Genomic DNA, 2,271 nt, shown 5'->3' on the forward strand with positions numbered 1-2,271 from the left:
CGACAACCACTGCGGCCGCAGTTAATAACATGGGGCGGAAGCGAGTGGCCCCTGCATCGATAACTGCATCGGCCAGCGGCATTCCTTCACGAATTCGAAGCTCGATAAAGTCAACAAGGATGATCGAATTGCGCACGATGATACCGGCGCCGGCAATGAAGCCGATCATGGATGTCGCCGTGAAGAATGCGCCCATGACCGCATGCGCGGGCATAATTCCAACCAGGGTAAGCGGAATTGGGGCCATGATGATCAAAGGGACAATAAACGAGCGGAACCATCCAACCACGAGAACATAGATGAGGATGAGCACCGCTGCGAAGGCCAGCCCCATGTCCCTAAAGACCTCTATGGTGATATGCCATTCGCCGTCCCACTTCATTGAGTAGTGATCCGTCGAGTCCGGCATCGATGCGTTGTAGCGCGCCAGCGTGTATCCAGCCGGAAGCTTGAGATAGTCGAGATCCTTGTTCATTTTCATGATGGCGTAGACAGGACTTTCTTCTTGTCCAGCCACGTCTCCCGTGACATAAACTACGCGACGCAGATTCTTGTGATAGATGCTTGGCTCGATTGTCTTTCGTTCGACGATCACTAATTCGCGCAGGGACACCATGCCTCCATCCGCTCCCGGCAGGCGCATGTTTGCCAACCCCTGCTCTGAGGATCGGTCCGCGCGGTCAAGTTCGACGATTGCAGGCACTGGCTCTCGTGCAGCCTGATCGTGAATCAGACCAACCTGGTTTCCTGAGATGGCGAGTGCAAGGGCATGAGCCACGTCGGAGACGGCGATGCCGTGCTGCGCAGCCTTGACCTCATCCACGCGCATGATCAGCCTCGGCTGTGGGTCTTCGACGTACCAGTCAGTGTCTACAACGCCCGGAGTGTGCTGAAAGATCTGCTTGATTTGTTGGGCGACCTGAGTCTGACCAGCCAGATCGGGACCGTAGACTTCGGCTACGAGCGTTTGTACGACGGGCGGCCCCGGTGGGACTTCGCTGACCTGAATCCGCGCGCCATACGCATTCCCGATGGCATCGAGCAAAGGACGAAGCCGCTTTGCAATCGCATGGCTCTGCACACTGCGTTGCTTTGCCGGCAGCAGGTTCACCTGGATGTCGGCTTGATTCGGCTGACGGCGCATGTAGTAATGGCGCACCAGTCCATTGAAGTTATAGGGACCGGACGTTCCTGTGTACGTCTGATAGTTCAGCACATCGGGCTGCCGCGACAACTCTTCACCCAATGCTTGCGCCACCCGTGCCGTCTGCTCGAGCGGTGTGCCGTCGGGCATATTGATGACGACCTGTAACTCGCTCTTGTTGTCGAATGGCAACATCTTCACGCGTACCAAACCAAGAGGGACGAGCGCCACCGAAACAAGAAACAGAATCAGTACTCCGACAAAAAACAGAACACGATTGCGCGAGGATCGAATCAGCGGGGTCATGATGCGCCGATAGAGCCTGGTCCGCCAGTTCTCGGTCTCGGGTTCCAGTATTTTGGCGCCTTCAAGATGCCTGCCAACAAGTCGGAGGGCAGCCCAGGGCGAAACCACAAATGCAACCAGCAGCGAGAAAAGCATGGCTGCTGATGCGCCAACAGGAATTGGCCGCATGTATGGTCCCATCAGTCCGCGAACGAAAGCCATCGGCAGGACAGCGGCGATCACGGCGAAGGTGGCGAGAATCGTGGGATTGCCGACTTCGGCTACTGCTTCCACAGCGACTTCACTCATCGGCCGGCCATGATTCTCCCTGAGCCGGAAATGCCGCACCATGTTCTCGACGACAACAATGGCGTCATCGACAAGAATGCCGATCGAGAAGATCAGCGCGAAGAGCGTTACGCGATTGATGGTGTAACCAAGAAAATAGAAAACTGCCATCGTGAGCGCAAGTGTGACCGGAATGGCCAGCAGCACCACGCCCGACTCCCGCCACCCCAGGAAGAGCGCGACCAGGAGAGTGACCGACAAAGTTGCCAGAAGAAGGTGCTCAAGGAGTTCGTCGGATTTGTTCTTTGCCGTTTCTCCGTAATTCCGCGTCGTGGTTACGGTCACATCGTTCGGTATCGTCACACCCTGCATGCGGCGGACACGCGTGAGAACAGCATTGGCGATATCGGTGGCGTTGGTGCCCTTTCGCTTGGCCACGGTGATGGTCACCGCCGGATACTGGCGTGCTGACGATGCGCTGGAGTTCGCCGTGCCGAAGACAACATAATTCGACGGATCTGCGGCACCATCGACAATCTTCTCGGCCACGTCTC

1 protein-coding gene is annotated in these 2,271 nt (G+C 56.8%); it reads right to left on the reverse strand.

The window, feature by feature from the left end; translation table 11 throughout:
• A partial coding sequence (locus WA354_RS14350) for an efflux RND transporter permease subunit (protein ID WP_472813701.1) occupies window positions 1-2,271 on the reverse strand: 2,271 nt, incomplete at both ends.

The organism is Occallatibacter sp. (assembly GCF_049802275.1).
In the GTDB taxonomy this organism is placed as follows: domain Bacteria; phylum Acidobacteriota; class Terriglobia; order Terriglobales; family Acidobacteriaceae; genus Telmatobacter.